The 14,689-nt window shown below is 62.4% G+C and carries 26 protein-coding genes; 25 read left to right on the top strand and 1 reads right to left on the bottom strand.

From position 1 onward, the window contains the following. The first annotated feature begins 4 nt into the window (after positions 1-4). From CH283_RS17030 to CH283_RS16920, 25 genes are all read left to right on the top strand, one after another. On the top strand, positions 5-658 hold the full coding sequence (locus CH283_RS17030; RefSeq protein WP_094640324.1) for a hypothetical protein: 654 nt from the start codon (positions 5-7) through the stop codon (positions 656-658). 17 nt (positions 659-675) lie between these two features. Continuing rightward, entirely contained in the window at positions 676-1,194 is a 519-nt protein-coding gene (locus CH283_RS17025; RefSeq protein WP_141215258.1) for a hypothetical protein, read from the top strand. Further along, a complete protein-coding gene (locus tag CH283_RS17020) occupies positions 1,191-1,517 on the top strand; it encodes a DUF6197 family protein (protein ID WP_094640322.1) in 327 nt (108 codons plus the stop codon). The genes CH283_RS17025 and CH283_RS17020 overlap by 4 nt, the downstream gene beginning before the upstream one ends. Further along, positions 1,514-2,110, top strand: a complete 597-nt coding sequence (locus tag CH283_RS17015) for a hypothetical protein (RefSeq protein WP_094640321.1) — start codon at positions 1,514-1,516, stop codon at positions 2,108-2,110. The genes CH283_RS17020 and CH283_RS17015 overlap by 4 nt, the downstream gene beginning before the upstream one ends. After that, complete coding sequence (locus CH283_RS17010; protein ID WP_094640320.1) at positions 2,107-3,291, top strand: AAA family ATPase; 1,185 nt, start codon at positions 2,107-2,109, stop codon at positions 3,289-3,291. Before CH283_RS17015 ends, CH283_RS17010 begins: the two co-directional genes overlap by 4 nt. Beyond that, positions 3,291-4,040 carry a hypothetical protein gene (locus tag CH283_RS17005; RefSeq protein ID WP_141215257.1) on the top strand — a complete coding sequence of 250 codons (750 nt, stop codon included), beginning with the start codon at positions 3,291-3,293 and terminating at the stop codon, positions 4,038-4,040. Before CH283_RS17010 ends, CH283_RS17005 begins: the two co-directional genes overlap by 1 nt. Before the next feature lie 163 nt (positions 4,041-4,203). Beyond that, complete coding sequence (locus CH283_RS17000) at positions 4,204-5,160, top strand: DNA cytosine methyltransferase (protein ID WP_094640318.1); 957 nt, start codon at positions 4,204-4,206, stop codon at positions 5,158-5,160. Continuing rightward, on the top strand, positions 5,144-5,638 hold the full coding sequence (locus CH283_RS16995; RefSeq protein WP_306437455.1) for an endonuclease domain-containing protein: 495 nt from the start codon (positions 5,144-5,146) through the stop codon (positions 5,636-5,638). The genes CH283_RS17000 and CH283_RS16995 overlap by 17 nt, the downstream gene beginning before the upstream one ends. A gap of 18 nt (positions 5,639-5,656) precedes the next feature. Then, complete coding sequence (locus CH283_RS28025; RefSeq protein WP_141215256.1) at positions 5,657-5,941, top strand: hypothetical protein; 285 nt, start codon at positions 5,657-5,659, stop codon at positions 5,939-5,941. Then, entirely contained in the window at positions 5,938-7,317 is a 1,380-nt protein-coding gene (locus CH283_RS16990) for a DNA-methyltransferase (RefSeq protein ID WP_094640433.1), read from the top strand. The genes CH283_RS28025 and CH283_RS16990 overlap by 4 nt, the downstream gene beginning before the upstream one ends. Beyond that, on the top strand, positions 7,314-7,721 hold the full coding sequence (locus tag CH283_RS16985) for a DUF4326 domain-containing protein (RefSeq protein WP_255183240.1): 408 nt from the start codon (positions 7,314-7,316) through the stop codon (positions 7,719-7,721). The genes CH283_RS16990 and CH283_RS16985 overlap by 4 nt, the downstream gene beginning before the upstream one ends. Beyond that, entirely contained in the window at positions 7,718-8,062 is a 345-nt protein-coding gene (locus CH283_RS16980) for an HNH endonuclease signature motif containing protein (RefSeq protein ID WP_094640317.1), read from the top strand. Before CH283_RS16985 ends, CH283_RS16980 begins: the two co-directional genes overlap by 4 nt. Further along, a complete protein-coding gene (locus tag CH283_RS16975) occupies positions 8,063-8,896 on the top strand; it encodes an HNH endonuclease (RefSeq protein ID WP_094640316.1) in 834 nt (277 codons plus the stop codon). It begins immediately after the preceding gene. 717 nt (positions 8,897-9,613) lie between these two features. Then, positions 9,614-9,877: a zinc finger domain-containing protein gene (locus CH283_RS29130; protein WP_441344165.1), complete on the top strand. Its 264-nt coding sequence runs from the start codon at positions 9,614-9,616 to the stop codon at positions 9,875-9,877. Further along, entirely contained in the window at positions 9,874-10,059 is a 186-nt protein-coding gene (locus CH283_RS16970; RefSeq protein ID WP_094640315.1) for a hypothetical protein, read from the top strand. The genes CH283_RS29130 and CH283_RS16970 overlap by 4 nt, the downstream gene beginning before the upstream one ends. Next, entirely contained in the window at positions 10,056-10,814 is a 759-nt protein-coding gene (locus tag CH283_RS16965) for a hypothetical protein (RefSeq protein WP_094640314.1), read from the top strand. Before CH283_RS16970 ends, CH283_RS16965 begins: the two co-directional genes overlap by 4 nt. Further along, positions 10,807-11,460 carry a hypothetical protein gene (locus tag CH283_RS16960; RefSeq protein ID WP_094640313.1) on the top strand — a complete coding sequence of 218 codons (654 nt, stop codon included), beginning with the start codon at positions 10,807-10,809 and terminating at the stop codon, positions 11,458-11,460. The genes CH283_RS16965 and CH283_RS16960 overlap by 8 nt, the downstream gene beginning before the upstream one ends. After that, positions 11,457-11,669 (top strand): hypothetical protein, encoded by a 213-nt coding sequence (locus CH283_RS16955; protein ID WP_094640312.1) that lies wholly within the window; start codon positions 11,457-11,459, stop codon positions 11,667-11,669. The genes CH283_RS16960 and CH283_RS16955 overlap by 4 nt, the downstream gene beginning before the upstream one ends. After that, positions 11,666-11,959 (top strand): hypothetical protein, encoded by a 294-nt coding sequence (locus CH283_RS16950; RefSeq protein ID WP_094640311.1) that lies wholly within the window; start codon positions 11,666-11,668, stop codon positions 11,957-11,959. The genes CH283_RS16955 and CH283_RS16950 overlap by 4 nt, the downstream gene beginning before the upstream one ends. Beyond that, a complete protein-coding gene (locus tag CH283_RS16945; protein WP_094640310.1) occupies positions 11,956-12,357 on the top strand; it encodes a hypothetical protein in 402 nt (133 codons plus the stop codon). The genes CH283_RS16950 and CH283_RS16945 overlap by 4 nt, the downstream gene beginning before the upstream one ends. Continuing rightward, positions 12,354-12,608 (top strand): glutaredoxin domain-containing protein, encoded by a 255-nt coding sequence (locus CH283_RS16940; protein WP_094640309.1) that lies wholly within the window; start codon positions 12,354-12,356, stop codon positions 12,606-12,608. Before CH283_RS16945 ends, CH283_RS16940 begins: the two co-directional genes overlap by 4 nt. Next, positions 12,605-12,805 carry a hypothetical protein gene (locus CH283_RS16935; RefSeq protein WP_094640308.1) on the top strand — a complete coding sequence of 67 codons (201 nt, stop codon included), beginning with the start codon at positions 12,605-12,607 and terminating at the stop codon, positions 12,803-12,805. Before CH283_RS16940 ends, CH283_RS16935 begins: the two co-directional genes overlap by 4 nt. Further along, positions 12,802-13,599, top strand: coding sequence for a hypothetical protein (locus CH283_RS16930; RefSeq protein ID WP_094640307.1), 798 nt, complete (start codon positions 12,802-12,804; stop codon positions 13,597-13,599). Before CH283_RS16935 ends, CH283_RS16930 begins: the two co-directional genes overlap by 4 nt. Beyond that, positions 13,596-13,778, top strand: coding sequence for a hypothetical protein (locus CH283_RS16925; RefSeq protein ID WP_141215255.1), 183 nt, complete (start codon positions 13,596-13,598; stop codon positions 13,776-13,778). The genes CH283_RS16930 and CH283_RS16925 overlap by 4 nt, the downstream gene beginning before the upstream one ends. After that, positions 13,775-14,164 carry a hypothetical protein gene (locus tag CH283_RS16920; protein ID WP_094640305.1) on the top strand — a complete coding sequence of 130 codons (390 nt, stop codon included), beginning with the start codon at positions 13,775-13,777 and terminating at the stop codon, positions 14,162-14,164. The genes CH283_RS16925 and CH283_RS16920 overlap by 4 nt, the downstream gene beginning before the upstream one ends. A gap of 96 nt (positions 14,165-14,260) precedes the next feature. Here the strand turns inward: CH283_RS16920 and CH283_RS28020 are convergent, their stop codons facing one another. Continuing rightward, positions 14,261-14,668 (bottom strand): hypothetical protein, encoded by a 408-nt coding sequence (locus CH283_RS28020; RefSeq protein ID WP_141215254.1) that lies wholly within the window; start codon positions 14,666-14,668, stop codon positions 14,261-14,263. Positions 14,669-14,689: the final 21 nt, after the last annotated feature.

The following is a 14,689-nucleotide window of genomic DNA, read 5'->3' as shown; positions in this document are numbered from 1 at the left end:
CGCGGTGGGACACCGAAACCATTCCTACCCAAACCATTTCCGAGGAGAACTCGTGACAAACGCCGAAGACAGCCGTGTCAGCGGAGAAGCGCTGGCCCCCATCAGCTTCACTTTCGATCCAGCCAAGCTCATCGAGACGATGTGGCCGAACTTGCCGTACAGCGGCGACCCAGATCTGGAGCAGCCCGAGCCGTTCGCTGGTCCGCGCGAAATCATTCAGAAGATCGTCGCCGACAAGCTCTACGTCGACCTCTCGAAAGAGATTCGTCAGTTCATCAGCCAGGAGTTGCGCGACACCGTGCAGGCGCAGGTGGAGGCCATCCTGCGGGAGGTCATCGCCAACCCGATCGTGCCGACCAACCGCTTCGGCGATCGCACCGGTGAAACCACGACGCTCAAAGAGATGATCACCAAGCAGGCCCAGGACCAGCTCAAGAGCAAGGTCAACAGCCGCGGTGAAGTCGACATGTACGGCAACCGAGACGGCACCACGTGGCTCTCTTATGTGGTCGGCCAGCAAGTCGCCCAGGTGATGAAAGGCGAGCTACAGCAGGCCGTCGCCGACGCCACCCAACAGGCCAAGCAGCAGCTCAAAGAGGCGGTCAAAGAGACCTTCGCCGACCAAGTTGCCGCCACCGTCACCCGCAACCTTCGATGACCACCCGAGGAGATCTCGTGAACGACCGACAGAAACTACTCCGCACCATCGCGGCGGGCACCGCGGTGAAGCAGATCGCAGACGATGCGATCAACGCAGCGAAGAAAGCACTACAAGCGGACCTGCCGCGCGGCACCGAATACCTGTACACGTCCGCAGACCCCGACACCCGGGAGGAGCTCGGGTATGCGACGGTCCCGAAACCGACTCAGCCGAAACCGAAACCCGAACTGCGGGATGAGGAAATCCTGCCGTGGCTCCTCGAGGAAAACGAGGACGCCGTCGAGGTGCGGTACGTGATCAAAGACTGGGCCCGGAAGGACCTCGAGGCCGCAGCGCTCGCCGCGCACAAGGCGGGGGAGCCGCAGAAGCCCGGCATCGATGTCGTCGTTCCTGCGGCGCGGCCGGCGTCGGCACGGTTCACGCCGTCGAAGAATCTGGTGCCGCTCGTGCGTGGGATGTGGCAGTCCGGCGAACTCGACCTCGTCGACGTCTTGGCTATCGAGGCCCGACCAGAGCCAGGTGACGCAGCATGAACGCACAGGAAGTGTTGACCAAGGCCGCTGACCTGATCGAGGTGAAGGGTTGGACACGCGGACAGTTCCAGGACGAAGCCGGATGCCTGTGCACGGTCGGCGCGATCATCCTCGCCGGTGGTGGTTCTTTCAAGTACGACGAAGACGGGCGGCCCGACGACTACGAAGATCCGGCCGACACAGGATTCGGGATCACGGATGCATTTAAGGCGCTCGAGGAGCTCGTAGGTCAGGAACTGGTGACGTGGAATGACGGTCTGGATCGGGATAAGTCCGACGTCGTGAACGCGATGCGTGCCGCCGCCAAGCGGGTGGCCGCATGAGCCGCTACCCGAAGCAACTCCGCCAGCTCCTGGGTGAAGTCCGCGAGCACGAGATGACCGTCCTGAAGGACGACGGGCTGTACCGGCATCTGCGATTCAAGCGTCCCGGGTCGTCGCTGTACTGGTTCGACATCATCACCTGGCCATGGCATCTCGTCATCGACGGCGATCTCCAGTCGTTCCACTTCTCGCGTGAGGAAGACATGCTTCCGTGGTTCGAGTCCAGCGGCGACATCAGCCCGGACTACTGGGCCGAGAAGCTACGCGGCCCAACCGTGTCCAAGACCTACTCGCCCGAGATGTTCAAACGTGCAGTGTTCGAGCGGTTCTGGGAAGACCGGGAGTATCGATCCGATTGTGGCCTGGAGAACGCCCCTCTGTGGCGTGAGATCCGCAGCGACCTGCTGGACATTGCTGAGTGGGGCGAGGAGCACGCGCACGCCGCACTCAACGACTTCCAGTTCGACGGGTACGCCTTCACGGATTGGTACGACATGAACTTCCGAGAGCTAGACCACCACTACCTGCTGAGCTGCCACGCCATCAGTTGGGGCATCCGCAAGTACCGCGCCGCTCAGGCGGTGGCCGCATGACGTTGCAGACTCGACCACCAACGGGCTCGGTCCCGTACCCGCTCATCATGCTCGAGGGCGAAGAGAAGGCCGGCAAGTCCTGGGCGATCGCTGAACTGTCGGCATCCGACAAGGTCTCGCGCACACTGTGGCTCGACCTCGGTGAGGGTGCAGGCGACGAGTACGGCGCTATCGACGGTGCCCGCTATGAGGTCATCGTTCACGACGGCCGCTGGTCGACGATCATCGGCCAAATTCGCGACGCCCGAGATCTCGCGCAGCAGTACCACGACGAGGGAAAGCCGCCGGTCGTTCTCGCGATCGACTCGGTGACCGCCGAGTGGGAGATGCAGAAGGAGTGGGTCGACGCGAAAGCCCGTCGTCGCGAGAAGAACTCGAAGATCCTCGACAAGAATCCTGACGCGGAGATTCAGATCACGTCGGACCTGTGGAACCTGGCTAACGCGCGCCACAAGGACATGATGCTGATCCTCAAGCGTTTCCCGGGGATCGTCGTCATCACTGCGCAGGGTGCCGAGGTAGCTGTCATGGACAAGGCCGGCAATCCGACGAAGGACAAGACGTGGAAGGTCGACGCGCAGAAGAAGACACCGTTCGATTGCTCGGTGTGGGTTCGGATGTTCCGCACCGAACACCCACGGATCGTCGGTGCTCGATCGGTTCACATGGGCATCAAGCCGGGTGAGGACAAGCCGAAGATCGTCCCCGATCTGACGTTGGAGAAGCTGATTTTCGAGATGCTGAAGTGCGATCCGGCGAGTGCTCATGTCCGGGATCTGCAGTCGGGGGTGACGGCGGAAGAGGTATTCCGTGTCGCCCGGGCTGCTGACTCGAAGGAGTCCGTGAACTCGACGTGGAAGTTGGCGTTCGAGGAGGACATGCTCGACGAGTCCGACGGTTCTCAGACGGTCCGCGAGGTGCTGTTGGAGCGGGCGGCCGCGATCAAGGCTGAGTCCCAGCCCGAGGCAGTACCTGAGGCGGCTGCGGAGGAATCTGCGCAGGACACTTCGACGCCGGCAGGCGAGGCGCGCGCTGCCCTGGAGAAGTCCCTGAAGTTCAAGGGGATTGCATGGGGCGACGCCGTCAACAAGTTCTTGTCCGACACCGGCACCGATCTGGAGACCACCGAAGACCACGTCGCGATCAATGCGCTCACCCAGCATTACCGGGGGGTGAAGTGATGCGCGGAGAAGGGCTGGGCTTCCCTGTTTCTCGAATCCGTCGCAGCTCCCGAGCCGACCTCGTCGATACCACTGCGGTCCGTGAACACATTGCGCGGTTGGAGTCGGTCGGGATGTCGATCGCGATGATCGCCCGGGCTGCTGGGATCACCGACACCCAGATCAGCCTGTACAAGTCAGGACAGCCGTCGACCCGAAGGGGCTACGCCGCTGCAGTGTTGGCGGTTGATGGGCGTCCGTCGAAGCATCAAGCGTATGTGCTGGCCGTGGGTTCGGTGCGCCGTCTGCAGGGTCTGGCGCGCATCGGTTACACGTTGGAGCAGATCGCCACCGAGGTGGGAATGTCTTGGTCGTCTCTGTCGAGGGTGAGGTGTTCGACGGGGGCTGTGTTGTGGGAGACCCATGTCGCGGTTCGTGATGTGTTCAACCGCCTAGGTATCGATGGCGGTTCGGAGATCGCTCGGCAGCGGGCCATCCGTAAGGGGTGGGTGCACCCGTTTGAGTGGACAGATATCGACGACCCGTTCGAGGTGCCATCCGCACCGGAGGAATCGGGGCTTCCGGATCCGGTGGTGGTGGAGCGGCTGATGGCTGGCCAGCCGACGAATGCGACCCGCGAGGAGCGGAAGGCCGCGTTCTTCATGCTCCGCGAGTCCGGCATGTCGGTGAATGCGGCCGCGGATATGGCACATATCAGTCCCCGTACGGCAGAACGTTATTCGAATCTTGAGAAGGGTGTGGCGGCATGACGAGACATATTGATGAGTTCGAGCAGCCGATGGATGGTGGGCATTACGCGGCGCGGTGGAAGGATCGTGTGCCGGCGAATTTGTCGGAGTGGGATCGGGAGCAGGAGCGTTCGGATCGGTTGCGGGAACGGGCTGCTGAGCTCGCCGCGAATCGGGGTCGACCATGACGCTCACTGCTACAGACTTGTTCGCTGGCGCAGGTGGTTCATCGGAGGGCTTGAGCCAGGCCGGGTATGACGTCCGGTTGTGCGCCAACCATTGGCCGGTCGCTGTTCACACGCATCAGCTGAATCATCCCGATACCGAGCATCGAATTGCGAACCTGTCCGAGACCGACTTTCGGACGTTCCCGAAGACGGATATTGCGTGGGTGTCGCCGTCGTGTGTGTGGCACGCACGGTCGGGCGGCCGTAAGACGCCACCGGCCGACGTCGAACGGCTCCGTGCTGATGCTGGGGCGATCGACCGGGCAACGGCATTCGCGGTCATCGCAGCGTCCGAGGTTCACGGCTACGAGGCGGTGATCGTCGAGAACGTTGCAGAATTCGGGAAGTGGTCACTGTTCGACTGGTGGCTCGACGGTATGCGTGCACTCGGCTACAGAGAACAGATCGTTACGTTGAACGCGAAGGACTTCGGCTTGCCGCAGCATCGAGTGCGACTGTTCATCGTGTTCACCCGTTCCGGCGATGTGGACCTGCGCATGTCGACTATCGACAGTGCGCATGCTGATTCGATTCTCGACGCAGACCTGGGTAAGCCAATCACGCGACCGCTGTATGTGACACCGCAGATCGAACAGATCGAGGACCGCGGCGTCACCCATCTGGTGACGTACCGCCGCAACGCGAAAGCTCGCCGAGCTGATCGTTTCCCGTTGGCAACAGTCACCGCGGGCGGGAACCATCACGGCATCGCGACACTCACCGACGACGGCCCGCGATTCCGGATGCTCACCAATCGTGAGTGCGCTCGAGCTCAGGGATTCCCGGACTCGTACCAATTCGCCGGCAAGGCATCTGACGTTAAGAAGCAGATCGGCAACGCCGTCCCGGTCAACGTCGCGAAGTGGCTCGGTGAGCGCGTCGGTGCACACATCACGCATGCGGTGGCCGCATGACGATGAGGAGAATCCACACATGCCCAGATCGGCACCTACACACTGCGGCAGCTGCGGCGTTGAACTCACTGACGAAAATGCGAACAGGCGCGCTGGTAGCACCTCATTCCGATCCCGATGCAAAAAGTGCGCCAGCACCAACCGGCGCGCCGTGCATGACCGAGCAGAACAGAATCAGCGACTATTCGTCGACCGCATCGTCTGCGACATTTGCAAGCAACCTGAACGGAGCAAGCGCAACGGGGTCGTGCGCCTGCTCAACAAAGATCATGACCACTCGACCGGCGAGTGGCGTGGCCTGCTCTGCTCGAGGTGCAACATGGCCATCGGCTTGCTCGCGGACAACGTCGCGCTACTCAAAAGCGCGATCGAGTACTTGGAGAACCCGCCCGGTCTTGTCCTCATCGACGATGAACCTCCCGAGTCACGGCAGAGCTGGCGAAAGACGGCCTGGTACAGGGGCAAGCCCCACGACTGACGTCATGGCGGTGCAGTCATGAATCCCGTATCAAAGCCGCCGGTGTGCGAGCTACCGCAGGGCATGGTTGGGACACCCCGGTGCACGAAGGCCGCCGAGCATGTCGCCAATATTCACGGATGCATCCTCGATCAGCCTGAGCATGAGTGGATCCGGGTACGAGTCTGTGTCGATCACATCATCGCCGGACACAAGGCGTGGACGGCGATGGCTGCGCAGTCGGTCAGCGGTCGGGCCGTGTGCGCCGGGTGCGGCAAGCCGTTCCCGAGGTTCCGGGAACTGTTCCGGAAGGTCCGCCCATGACGATCCACTATGTCGACGACGTAGTCACTCTGCATCACGGGGACTGCCTTGATGTCCTGCGCACGCTCGAAGATTGTTCGGTCGACTCCGTTGTGACGGATCCGCCGTACGGGATTGCGTTCATGGGCAAGCAGTGGGACCAGCCAGGGGAATTCGGGTCGTCTCGATCTTCGGGGACTCCCGGTGTCCATCGGCGGGGACCTGAACGAAGCGACGACCAGATAGGCGACACGGGCGCGATGGATGCAGGGCGGTACGACCTGTCCCCGAGCGCCATGAAGAACTTTCAACGATGGTGCGAGGCGTGGGCTACCGAATGCCTTCGAGTGCTCAAGCCCGGCGGGCACATCGTGTCGTTCGGCGGGTCACGCACCTGGCATCGGCTCGCGGCCGCCATCGAGGACTCTGGCTTCGAGCTTCGAGATTCCATTGCATGGTTGTACGGCTCCGGGTTCCCGAAATCCCTCGACGTATCCAAGGCGATTGACAAGGCCGCGGGCGCACAACGGGACGTGGTCGGCCCGAACCCACGGGCGGCACAGCAGACGGCGAAACATAGCACGACGACATTGAGTGCCTTTGCCGGCGTATCCGACGTACTGACAGCGCCGGCGACTGATGCGGCTCGGCAATGGCAGGGGTGGGGAACTGCTCTCAAGCCATCGTTCGAGCCGATCGTAGTTGGCCGCAAACCCATCGTGGGCACGGTGGCTGTGAACGTTTTGACCCACGGCACCGGCGCGCTGAATGTCAATGCATGCCGAGTGGGCAGCGAGCCCCGCACGAATACTGCGGGTTCCTCGAGCTCTCTTCAACGGGTGTCCCGCGTCGAGCAGGGGTATCGCGAGGCGCTCACTAACTCGGTAGGGGTGGAGTCGGATGTGATCGGTCGGTGGCCGTCCAACGTGGCGTTGGATCAGTCGCAGGCCGAGCGGTTGGATCGTCAGAGTGGGATCCGTGTTGCCGGCGGCAATGTGCGGGGAGACGAAAAGTCAGCCACCGGCGACAACGGTATCTACGGCCACTATGACCGCGCCGCGTGGTCGGGCTACGGCGACACTGGTGGCGCATCGAGATTCTTTCCGACGTTTCACTACGAGGCGAAAGCGCCAGCGAGCGAGCGGCCGTCCGTCGACGGGGTGCAGCATCCGACGGTGAAGCCGCTCGACCTGATGCGTTGGCTGGTCCGGCTCGTCACGCCGCCGAATGGTGTTGTGCTGGAGCCGTTCGCGGGTTCGGGGACGACGGCTGAGGCGTGCGTGCACGAGCACATGCGGTGTATCGCGATCGAGCGGGAGGCGGACTATCTGCCGCTGATCGTTGCTCGCTTGTCCAAGCCGATTGAGGTCGGTTTCGACTTCGGAGGTACCCAGTGAGCCCGCAGCGGATCCAGCGGAAGCGCACGAAGGGCTGGCGCATGCCCAACGGTGCGGTTTACGTCGGGCGACCAACGAAGTGGGGCAATCCTTTCCGCGTGATTAAGTCGCCGTGCTGCCCCACTGTCGATGTCATCGACGAGAACGGTGTCACGTACGTGATTGACCATGACTGGGCGCATACAAACAGTTGGTCGGATGTGGAGCGGCCCGGTGCATGGAAGTGGGCACGTGGCGAATCGGTGCGCCTGTACCGAGCAGATCTGACTGAGTGGCTGATTAACCCGCCGCTGATTGCGATGCTTCCGGAGCTACGCGGGAAGGATTTGGCCTGCTGGTGTCGGCTCGATCAGCCGTGCCACGCGGACGTGTTGCTCGAGCTGGCGAACGGATTCACAGAGTGAGGGCGGGCGCGTTCACCAACGACACCCGTCTCATCATCGAGGCACGCGCGATGGGTGTCTGCGAGATCTGTATGAATGCTCCGATCCAGCAGTTCCACCACCGCCGGCCGCGAGGCAGTGGAGGTACTCGCCGCCCTGAGACCGCGTACCCGTCGAACGGACTGGCCCTGTGCTCGCCGTGCCACGCGACCGTCGAGAGCAACCGCGATGAGTCGTATCGACTCGGCTATCTGGTTCGGCAGCAGCATGATCCGGAAGACGTGGCGGTGTGGATAGGTGGCCGATTCGTGATGCTGACGGATAGCGGCCTGTGCAAGGAACTACCAGAGGAGGCCGATTAGATGCCTGTTTCAAAACGCCTGCGCTTCGAGATTCTTCGACGCGACAATCATCAGTGCCGGTACTGCGGGGGGACAACTCCTGAGGTGAAGTTGTCGGTTGACCACGTTGTACCCGTCACTCTCGGTGGCGGTGACGATCCATCAAATCTGGTCGCTGCATGCGTCGATTGCAATGCAGGCAAGAGTGCGGCTAACCCCGACGCTGCTGTGGTGAGTGAAGTCAACGACCGGGCACTGCAGTGGGCGGGAGCGATGGCAATCGTCGCCGCGGAACGTCATGCTGAACGTGTAACGCGCGCTAGGCAATACCGTTCATTCAAGCGGCACTGGGATGGATTCAAAGGCGACGGTTTTCGCGGCCGCCAGCACCAGTCGCTACCGAACGCTTGGGAATCCAGTCTTGACCAGTTGATTGCGGCAGGTCTCGAGATAGACGATCTCAAGGAGCTCGCTGGCATCGCCATGTCGCACACCACAGTGACCGACAAGTGGCGCTACTTCTGTGGATGCTGCTGGTCGCGCGTGAAAGAGAACACGGAACGGGCAGTGCAAATCGTGGCACCCGAACCTGTGCTGAACGGTCTCGCAGGGATCGACTGGGAGAACGCCGATGATTGGTTGGTCCACGAGTTCAAGCGGGCGGAGCGCCACATGTCCGCCGACTACGGGCTGGTGCTTCCAAACTGTAGGTGCGAAGGCGAGGGTAAAGAAGACTGCGGCAAAAGGGAATGCGTCGCGTTTATCGCGGGCTTCGCGATTGGCAAATGGGCGTCCGATCAGGGGCGTGCGGCTGCGCAGCCAGAGGTGCCAGGGGTGCCAGATGCCCTGGTTTAAAGCGGATGATGGCCTACCTGATCACAGGAAGGTTCGTCGTGCCGGAACCGCCCCAATGGGCCTGTGGGTGCTTGCTGGGACGTGGTCCGCGCGCAATTTGACCGACGGTTTTGTTCCGCGAGAGATCGCGAAGCGTTGGGATCCTCGTGGTTCGCTTGCACGCGCTTTGGTCAAGTCCGAGTTGTGGTTTGAGGCAGTCAACGACAGCGAGCAAGGCTTCCAGTTTCATGACTGGGAGGGCTATCAACCGATGAAAGCAGTGGTAGAAGCGGAGCGGAAAGCTGCGCGGGAGCGGATGAAGAAGCGGCGTTCCAAGAGAACTTCTGGCGATGCTTCGGAGGAAGTTCGCCCGAACAATTCTCGAAGTTCTGGCTCTGTTCGCGAACCCCGACCCGACCCCATCCCGACCCGACCCGACCCGACCTCTTCTAGTGGAGATTTAGGTAGGGGGGTAACTGATGTTGACGCGGGTGGTTCTGCCCCTTCCCCGAAATGCTCCGACCACGAAAACATCACGAACCCTCCGAATTGCGGTCGGTGCAAGGAAGCTCGCGTGGCTCGCGCTGAATGGGATGAGGCTCGTGGCCGATCGACGGTGGATCGAGCGAAGGCTCGGCGCATTGCGATTCAGTCTTGCCACGACTGCGACGACGCCGGCTGGATCATCGGCTCTGAACCGGTTGTTCGTTGCGAACATCTACGTGAGCAGCGTGCCCTGTGACCGCGGCTCGGCGGGATGCCGAGATTGTCCCCTGCCCGACATGCCATGCCTCGGCCCGTACGCCGTGTGTGTGGTCTACGGGGGAGCGGAGGCGGCTCCCGTGCCTCGCTCGTATGAAGGCCGCTGAACGCTACGACGCCACCGATCGGCACTCGGATACCGAGATGGGGTCGTTCGTCAGCGACGGCCTCACTCAGCTCGATTCCGACGTATCCGAGCGCGACATCACCGAACCACTACACCCCCAGGAGGGCCAATGACCACACGTCGGTACTCAGCCGCATATCGGAATTTAGATGGCGACATCGTCACGGTCGGGGTCGATTACTCGAAACGTGCGTGGGCGGAGGAGGTCCGCATCGAGTGGCAACGCGACGAACCGAACGGCAAATACTTCATCGCCTACCGCGACGTACCCGAGTGGCAGGAGGTCGGCCAATGAGAACGTGGTGGCCGGACGGAGCCAAGCACGGTGCTGCGAAGGCCCGGCCGGAAGTCGGCGACATCATCGGCCATGACTTCAAGCCGTGGCGCGTCATGGAGGTACGGGACTCGCCGCTCCGAGAGGGTGAATCGACGTGGCATAAGCCGTACATGCTCCACCTTCGGCCCGCGCATCTCGACACGTGGCGGACCGCGATGGACGAAGACATCCACGGTCGGGTCGTCGGTATGCGGTGGCCGATCCTCGGTGAGCACTACCCGGTGTGTGTGAAGTGCGGTGATCTCACGCCGTGCCGGGAGATCGTCGCGACGGAGACGGCTGCGAGGTCGGCTGAGAATGCGACACGCTTCGAGACGGCCGGCGTCTGCCCCGCTTGCGAGGAAGTGGTCACCCACCGGCAGCAGTCGGTGACATGGCAGGAGAACGTCGTCGCGATCCTCGGTCCAGCCGTCACGTTCCACCTCCGTAACAAGTGCTTTTGGGGCGCTTACGAGTACGAGCAGAAGTGGTCACGCGAGTATCCGGACAGGCCGCTTCGCTTCCATTGCGGCGGCGATCTCGTCAACCACGGCGACGGGACGTACGAGTGCAGTCGCGAGGGTGATTGCCCGGGACCGACTGCACGGCACCGATTGTGGTCGATCTGCTCCGACTGCTGCGTCCCGCGGCCCCGCCATTGCGAGCCGGGCCCGAACGCCACCAATCGAATTCAGCCTCAGCTGTTACACCCCCAGGAGAGCTCAGATGCATGACCCGAAAGTCGTCGCATTCAACATCCGCCGGCCATACCCCGAGAAATCAAGCCGGGGAGCAGGACGTACACCGCGGTGGAAGATCCAGATCAGTCGCAACCACGTCAGCCCGTTCGTCACCCTCGCAGGACGCGAGTACTACTTCCCGGACTTGATCACGGTCTGGCATGTCGAACCCCACGGGGAAGACGCACTCCGTGGCGAATGCAGGGGCACTCGGTGGCAGTGGCACGTCCACCATTGGGAGATCCAATGGTGCTTCATTCAGCGCTGGCGTCGACGTCTGCTGACCCGTTGCGAATGGTGCGGCGGCCGCTCGACCAAGCGTGACGTCGTGAACTGCTCCCACCAGTGGGACGGCCCCAAGCAGTCGCTGTGGCGCGGCGAACGCGGACTGTTCCACATGTCGTGCTCGACGGTTGCCCTCGCTCACGCCCGATGCATCTGCGAAGTGCCGATGTTCGAGCAGGGCCGCGACTACGGAACCTGCCTGCTCTGTACCAAGTCCCGCGGGTGGCGGCAGGAACCGAACGACGCCACCCGCATGCTGCAAACCATCCCCAACGGGGGCCGTATCCCCGCCGAAATGAAACCCCACCTCGATCGAATCTTCGCGGAAATCCGCGCGTCCAAGGAGAACTCATGAGCACTACATCTCAGTCCAGTTCACGCTCAACCGGTATCGGCTTCACCGGGGCACTGTTCCTGGTGTTCCTCGTCTTGAAGTTGACGGGGGTCATCATGTGGTCGTGGTGGGCGGTGACCGCGCCATTGTGGGGTGCGTTCGCACTGTTCCTGATCGTGATCGTGTTCATCGCCGTCGTCGCGTTCGTCACCGCGGTCGTGAAGCGATGACCATGTGGAATCAGCAGCCACGTCAGCAGCACATGGAGACCGAGCAGATGGCGTCCATGGAGAAAGCGCGTGAGAAGCGGGAACGGGAAGCCCGGCGCGCGAAGCTCACCACCGAACTGAAACTCGAAGCGCGGGACCACATCACCCTCGCGGACCTCGACGAGATCATGGGGCAGACCGCGAAATGGGATCGGAACACCATCGTCTCAGTCAGCACGAAGACGTACGACCAGCGTGGCGAGGCGTACCTGCACACCATCTCGATCGTTGCTGGGCGGGTGGCGAGATGACCGGGCCGCTGGTGGTGAAGCTCCCGTATTTGCGGCCACCACTGTCTCTTAACGATTCTGGTGCAAGCGAAGGGGCAATGTACGCGAAGGCCAGGACCATCAAGGAGATCCGGCAGACGGTGGCGTGGCTCGCGAAAGCCGCGAAGCTACCGACGGGTGTCCCGCACGCGGTCGTCGAAGTCCACTACCGGCCCGCAGACAGGGGCCGCCGCGACTCGGACAATGTTGCAGCAACCGCAAAGCCGATTTACGACTCATTGGCTCAGGACCACGGCCTCGTCGCCGACGACATTCCAGAGCTGATGTCGAAACCCGAAGTAGTACTCCACAAGTCCGGGAAGCCCGGAATGTGGCTCGAAATCACCATTCTCGATTCCCCGAGGGAGCTACCCGAATGAAGGTCACCGTCTACTCATCACCGAACTGCATGCCGTGCCGCGCCACCAAACGTGCACTCACGAAAGCGAACGTCCCGTTCACCGACATCGACGTCTCCGAAGACGCGACGGCCGCCGAACACCTCAAAACCCTCGGCTTCCAGTCGACACCCGTCGTGGAAGTCGAACTGCCCGACGGTGTGGACCGGTGGAGCGACCACCGCGAGAACAAGATCAAAGCCCTAGCATCGATTGTGGAGCGACCAGCATGAGCATCGAACACGAGCAGCGATGCGAACGCACCATCGTCACGACGGTGCATGAGATCGACGGGCTGAAACGTCAACTGGCTGAGGCTCTCGCAGCGATCGAACGAGCACGGGAATTGTGCACGCCGCACCCGTTCCGAATACCACTCGCAGACTTCGCGTTACGTGGGGAAGTCCTGGCAGCATTGGCGATGTCATGAGCGTCGTCATCGACACGTACGTCGCCCGCGGCACCGGCAACGCGCCCGGCCCCCGGAACGACATGTGCGGGCTCGTCACCCGCAAGCTGAACCCTGAGAGGTTCCGACTGTTCGATGTGAACTACCCGGCGACTATTGGTCGTATCGGTGCATCGGACGGTCGAGGGGTTCCCATGGACCAGTGCGTCGAGATCGGCGTCCAGGACCTCGCCAGGCAGGTCCTCAAATCACCGAACCGCGCCGGCATCATCTCGTACAGTCTCGGCGGCATCGTCGCGTCCCGATTCCTCGAGCGGGTCGAGCGGGGAGAGTGGCTGAACAAGAACGGGTCGAAGCTCGACATCGCGTTCGTGGTGAACATCGCCAATCCAGCTCGCGCTGCGGGTGATTCGATCGTGCCCGCACCGGGCTTCGGTCTGCATTCGTCGCACGGGAAGTGGCCGGCGAACACTGTCGTCTACGAGCTCGCGAATCCACGGGACATCATCTGCTGCGCCGATCGATTCAGTCCGGCCCGACGTATCGCTGCGGGAGTGTCCCCGTACGCAGCGCTCGAGCTGAATGAGTCTGATCCGTTCAAGAGGCTCGACGGGCTGCGGTCGACGGACTGGCTCGCACGACTCCGTAGCGGTTCGTACACCGCGGCCGCCGCCGGATTGCTCGGGTATCTCGTGCCCTACGGCAATCCGCCCCGCACACAGCACACCGCCTACGCCGTCGAGCATGTGCCCGGCACCAACGTCACGTGGACCGATTGGGCCGCAGCAGAACTGAATCGGGGGTGGGGAAGGTGAGCGACGACGTCGTGATCAATCCCGAGGTGGGAGACAAGCTGAAATGTCCTGGCTGCGGCGAGATGCTGACGCTGGACTGGGCCAACGGATGGCGGAACAGCAACGGCTACGGCTGTAAGCCGGCCCGGACGACGCACAGCGATCACATCGTCACGTTGGTCACCCAGGAGGAACGATGAGTGCAAACCCGTGGTGCTATATCGACGCACCGGACCTCGACGCGTTGGACCTCGCATCGATCGCAGTGACGCAGATGTTCGACGGGCATCCGTATTTGGTGGGGTCGTGCCTGACGAAGCCGGACTACCGCGACGTCGACATCCGCACCATCCTGTTCGACGACCGCTACGACGAACTGTTCGGACCGGGCAATCATCGCGACGCGCTCCGGCACCTGATCCAGCGTGCGATCACAGACCGATACGTCACCGAAACGGGTCTGCGGATCGACTATCAGATCCAGCGCATGAGCGACGCGAACGCCAAGTACCCGACAGGTAATCGGCACCCACTCGGCATGTACCCCGACCCACCGGAGAGTTTTGAGGGGGACATCAATGTCTGACCGGAAATGCTTGCTGCCGCACCGCCACATGCTCGATAACGGCAATGTGGTGTGGGATCACTCGGAGCCACGCAGGGGCGCGAACGATGGCACCAGCTACCTGTGCCACGGCCACCTCGCCAGACTGCGGGAGATCGTCGCGACGACACCGAAAGCTGTCGCTTGGATGCGGGAGCAACTCGAACCTGTGAAGGGTGATTTCGAGAAGACCGCGCCGATGAAAGCATCGTCGAAGTTGCCGATCTCCGCGGCCGCCGTCGACGCCGCCGACGAAACCCTCGGGCTGCTGTGTTCGTGGGCCGAGTACACAGCGGAGTCGATTGGCCAGCCGGCACCGGACATGTCGAACACGTGGAAGGTGTTGGCGTCGGCGGACTCGACGGATGGTGCGTTACGGGTGCAGGGGATGCGTTCGGACGGTATCGCCACCGTCGATTCGGTAGCAAGGTGGATGCTCGAGCGCATCGATGTCATCGCCACCCACGAGTGGGTCGAGGATTTCACGTCGGAACTGTGCGATCAGCG

It is taken from the genome of Rhodococcus sp. 05-2254-2 (assembly GCF_002259095.1).
In the GTDB taxonomy this organism is placed as follows: domain Bacteria; phylum Actinomycetota; class Actinomycetes; order Mycobacteriales; family Mycobacteriaceae; genus Rhodococcoides.
Note: the sequence above shows the minus strand (reverse complement) of the source record. Positions and strands in the feature narration are given on the sequence as shown.

Excerpts from the sequence above, each read along its gene's own strand:
- CH283_RS17020 (WP_094640322.1), top strand. The coding sequence starts at position 1,191 with ATGAACGCACAGGAAGTGTTGACCAAGGCCGCTGACCTGATCGAGGTG.
- CH283_RS17015 (WP_094640321.1), top strand. The coding sequence starts at position 1,514 with ATGAGCCGCTACCCGAAGCAACTCCGCCAGCTCCTGGGTGAAGTCCGC.
- CH283_RS17010 (WP_094640320.1), top strand. The coding sequence starts at position 2,107 with ATGACGTTGCAGACTCGACCACCAACGGGCTCGGTCCCGTACCCGCTC.
- CH283_RS17005 (WP_141215257.1), top strand. The coding sequence starts at position 3,291 with ATGCGCGGAGAAGGGCTGGGCTTCCCTGTTTCTCGAATCCGTCGCAGC.
- CH283_RS17000 (WP_094640318.1), top strand. The coding sequence starts at position 4,204 with ATGACGCTCACTGCTACAGACTTGTTCGCTGGCGCAGGTGGTTCATCG.
- CH283_RS16995 (WP_306437455.1), top strand. The coding sequence starts at position 5,144 with ATGCGGTGGCCGCATGACGATGAGGAGAATCCACACATGCCCAGATCG.
- CH283_RS28025 (WP_141215256.1), top strand. The coding sequence starts at position 5,657 with ATGAATCCCGTATCAAAGCCGCCGGTGTGCGAGCTACCGCAGGGCATG.
- CH283_RS16990 (WP_094640433.1), top strand. The coding sequence starts at position 5,938 with ATGACGATCCACTATGTCGACGACGTAGTCACTCTGCATCACGGGGAC.
- CH283_RS16975 (WP_094640316.1), top strand. The coding sequence starts at position 8,063 with ATGCCTGTTTCAAAACGCCTGCGCTTCGAGATTCTTCGACGCGACAAT.
- CH283_RS16970 (WP_094640315.1), top strand. The coding sequence starts at position 9,874 with ATGACCACACGTCGGTACTCAGCCGCATATCGGAATTTAGATGGCGAC.
- CH283_RS16965 (WP_094640314.1), top strand. The coding sequence starts at position 10,056 with ATGAGAACGTGGTGGCCGGACGGAGCCAAGCACGGTGCTGCGAAGGCC.
- CH283_RS16960 (WP_094640313.1), top strand. The coding sequence starts at position 10,807 with ATGCATGACCCGAAAGTCGTCGCATTCAACATCCGCCGGCCATACCCC.
- CH283_RS16955 (WP_094640312.1), top strand. The coding sequence starts at position 11,457 with ATGAGCACTACATCTCAGTCCAGTTCACGCTCAACCGGTATCGGCTTC.
- CH283_RS16950 (WP_094640311.1), top strand. The coding sequence starts at position 11,666 with ATGACCATGTGGAATCAGCAGCCACGTCAGCAGCACATGGAGACCGAG.
- CH283_RS16945 (WP_094640310.1), top strand. The coding sequence starts at position 11,956 with ATGACCGGGCCGCTGGTGGTGAAGCTCCCGTATTTGCGGCCACCACTG.
- CH283_RS16940 (WP_094640309.1), top strand. The coding sequence starts at position 12,354 with ATGAAGGTCACCGTCTACTCATCACCGAACTGCATGCCGTGCCGCGCC.
- CH283_RS16935 (WP_094640308.1), top strand. The coding sequence starts at position 12,605 with ATGAGCATCGAACACGAGCAGCGATGCGAACGCACCATCGTCACGACG.
- CH283_RS16930 (WP_094640307.1), top strand. The coding sequence starts at position 12,802 with ATGAGCGTCGTCATCGACACGTACGTCGCCCGCGGCACCGGCAACGCG.
- CH283_RS16920 (WP_094640305.1), top strand. The coding sequence starts at position 13,775 with ATGAGTGCAAACCCGTGGTGCTATATCGACGCACCGGACCTCGACGCG.